Annotated in this window: 4 protein-coding genes and 1 pseudogene; 4 read left to right on the top strand and 1 reads right to left on the bottom strand. The window is 44.2% G+C overall.

Annotation, left to right across the window (positions count from 1 at the left end):
- Positions 1-109, top strand: a pseudogene (locus B2U10_RS07355) (GlsB/YeaQ/YmgE family stress response membrane protein); the annotation flags it as partial.
- Positions 110-166: 57 nt separating this feature from the next.
- Here the strand turns inward: B2U10_RS07355 and B2U10_RS07350 are convergent.
- Entirely contained in the window at positions 167-1,219 is a 1,053-nt protein-coding gene (locus tag B2U10_RS07350) for a TcaA second domain-containing protein (protein ID WP_290786549.1), read from the bottom strand.
- Between the two features lie 130 nt (positions 1,220-1,349).
- On the opposite strand from B2U10_RS07350, the gene B2U10_RS07345 reads away from it, so the two are divergent.
- The 3 genes from B2U10_RS07345 to B2U10_RS07335 all read left to right on the top strand — a co-directional run.
- Positions 1,350-1,775, top strand: coding sequence for an HIT family protein (locus B2U10_RS07345; RefSeq protein ID WP_290748603.1), 426 nt, complete (start codon positions 1,350-1,352; stop codon positions 1,773-1,775).
- Positions 1,776-1,889: 114 nt separating this feature from the next.
- Positions 1,890-2,231, top strand: coding sequence for a hypothetical protein (locus B2U10_RS07340; protein ID WP_035409409.1), 342 nt, complete (start codon positions 1,890-1,892; stop codon positions 2,229-2,231).
- Between the two features lie 83 nt (positions 2,232-2,314).
- Positions 2,315-2,771, top strand: a 457-nt coding sequence (locus B2U10_RS07335; RefSeq protein WP_290786547.1) for an HTH-type transcriptional regulator Hpr, incomplete at its 3' end; no start/stop codon positions are given.

Below are 2,771 nucleotides of genomic sequence, written 5' to 3'. Positions count from 1 at the left end.
AAATTGGGGTCCAATGGTTGCTGGATTCGCAATCGTACCTGCTTTACTCGGAGCTATTATTCTCATCCTCATTGTATCGTTCATTCTCCGTGCGGTGAATAAACGATAAACAAAAAATCCTCGGACATGATGTCCGAGGATTTTTTATGCGTTAGTTTTTTATACTTTAATCTTTTATTTGTAACCACATGCCATCTTCTCGCTCGAAGACACGTTTTTCCGATCGTAAATTCAACCATTCGAACACGCCTTCGAGAAAGCTAGACGGATATTCCCAAACCGTACCGACGCGCTCTCGCTTCTTTCGTTCTGGTTTTCCGGCGACAGCTTCCAATTCATCTGGAGTTTTATTCAATCGGATTAATAACTCCTCCACCTGTCCCGACTGATAGGTCACTTCATATCCATCGTACCGTGCTCGATTCGCAACTGTCGAATCAGGCGTTCCGAACGCGTTCTCGAATGCGTCGCGCGATTTCCCGAGATAGCTGGTCATCGTATCGATACTTTTTCCAGTTCGCGCTTTCACTTCCGTCTCAAGTAATGTTTTAATATCGACTGCATATTCGTTTGATACAGTCGTATTGAACTGATCAGCTAATTTAAAATCAACTGCCGTGTTTGGTTCATCACCGAGTTGAACGGTTTTTGAGTCCTGAACGGTCTGTCCTGATTGGTCGGCACTCACCTGGACATCATATTCTCCTGGAGAACGCTTGATTTCTAGTGATGTTCCATCCATCGTTCCAATGACTTCCCCGTCTAATGATACTTCTGTTTTAGGGACATCACTTGAAACGATCAGTCGTTGTGGATTCAGATCGAGAGAATACCGGTCATACCAAAGCCATCCATCCTCTTTTTGTAACGTAAATAGATGTGCCTTTACTTGTTTACCAGAGTCTTGATCCTGTTTGACTTGTTTGATGACCCGATCTGTTCGTTCTGATTCAGTCGTCAACCAAGTAATGAGTCGTGTCGCCTCACTCATCGGTAATGGTTTATCGTTCATCATGACTAGTTGTTGGAATCCACGCTGATCCTTTTCCTTCAATAGAGTAGCAAGCCGCTCGTCCGTTTTCTCCATTTTTGCCGCCTCTTGCATGTTGCGCCCAAACCAAAAGGCAACTAACAAAAACAGACAGGCGATGAAGGCGCTACCAATGAGTAAACGTCGTTTTCGTTTTTTCTGTGCCGTTGAGGCTATTCGTGATGCCATGCACTTCGCTCCTTTTTCTCCATTAGCTGTATGGTCTTAAGTGTATCGGGTTCAAGTTGACTGTCAATCGTGCGGAAGGCGGAAACTTTCCGTATACTAATATTATCTTACCCAAAGGAGTGACTGTTCCATGCAAAAAGAATCATGTATCTTCTGTAAAATCGCTCGCAAAGAAGTCCCTGGTCATATCGTATTTGAGAACGAAACCGTTCTCGCCTTCCTCGACTTGTCACAAGTGACGAAAGGACATACGCTCGTTATCCCAAAACAGCATGCCGATAATATGTATGATCTCTCGCCTGAACAGGCACAGGACGTGTTTGCGACGATTCCGCAAATCAGCCGTGCGCTTCAACAAGAGACAAATGCAGCTGGTATGAACCTTCTATCCAATACAGGAAAAGTAGCGGGTCAATCAGTCTCACACTTCCATTTGCATCTCATTCCTCGTCACGATAAGCAAGATGGATTCGGCGCGAAGTGGGAAGTCCATAACGACGAGTATACGGCAGAAGAATTGGCTGAGCTCGCAAATTCAATCGCTTCGCATATCTAAGGCTGTTCTTTTTCTTCTCTTCTTAGAAAAATATTGCCGAAATAGGTTTCTTTCACTCAATTTTCGGTAAAATAATATGAAACAAATATTTTAATATTAAAAAGGAGGTTTATCATGTCGAAGCGTCCCGCCCGTAACTGGGTCGCTTTTGGTGCTACGCTAACACTTGTGACTTTTTATGGTCTAAAGGCGCTTCGCCAAGGTACGAAAAGCGACTCTTCGAACGGTCATCAACGTCGAAATTCTTATTCTACAATCGTAACGAATGTGCAGGATTTGACCCACGAGGGCAAGAACTTAGTAGAGACAGCAAAAGTGTCTGGTATGCACTTCAAGGAAGAAGTCATGCAGAGCGTCTCGGAATACCAAACGGAAGTCCAAGCATCGCTCACGAAGATCCAGTCTCTCGCTGATGAAGCGAAACAGGAAGCAGACCAGCTTTCTCCACAAAAGTAAGATCCGTTGCTTCGATTTGTTTTTGTATAGTTTGCATTTTGCGCGTTTGAGCCATTGTCACCTTTCGAAAGGATGAGTCAGATATGGAACACGAAAAGTTATATCCTGGACAAGAAGCATTATTGTATAGCCATAAAATTGTCCAATTAAGCAAAGCACTATGGAAAACGGTAGAAAAAGATTGGCAAAATTGGATCAAGCCCTTTGATCTAAACATCAACGAACACCATATTTTATGGATTTCGCATGCCCTAGGTGGTGCCTCGATTTCTGAGATCGCGAAGTATGGTGTCATGCACGTCTCGACGGCATTCAACTTCTCGAAGAAGTTAGAGGACCGCGGATTGTTGACGTTCTCGAAAAAGGAAACCGATAAACGAAATACCTATGTCCAGTTGACACCGGCAGGCGAATCGCTTTTACTCGAGACGATCCAAGCATTCCGTCCCGAAGAAAATGGCGTCTTCCGCGCATCACTTCCTCTTCAGGAATTGTACGGTAAGTTCCCAGAACTGACGGATATTTCTGCAATCGTGCGTC

This window comes from Exiguobacterium sp. UBA7533, from assembly GCF_002479335.1.
In the GTDB taxonomy this organism is placed as follows: Bacteria; Bacillota; Bacilli; order Exiguobacteriales; family Exiguobacteriaceae; genus Exiguobacterium_A.
This window is presented reverse-complemented; position numbering and strand designations above follow the sequence as displayed.

Bases quoted from the DNA above. Each gene is read 5' to 3' on its own strand.
- B2U10_RS07345 (WP_290748603.1), top strand. From the start codon at position 1,350: ATGCAAAAAGAATCATGTATCTTCTGTAAAATCGCTCGCAAAGAAGTC.
- B2U10_RS07350 (WP_290786549.1), bottom strand. From the start codon at position 1,219: ATGGCATCACGAATAGCCTCAACGGCACAGAAAAAACGAAAACGACGT.
- B2U10_RS07340 (WP_035409409.1), top strand. From the start codon at position 1,890: ATGTCGAAGCGTCCCGCCCGTAACTGGGTCGCTTTTGGTGCTACGCTA.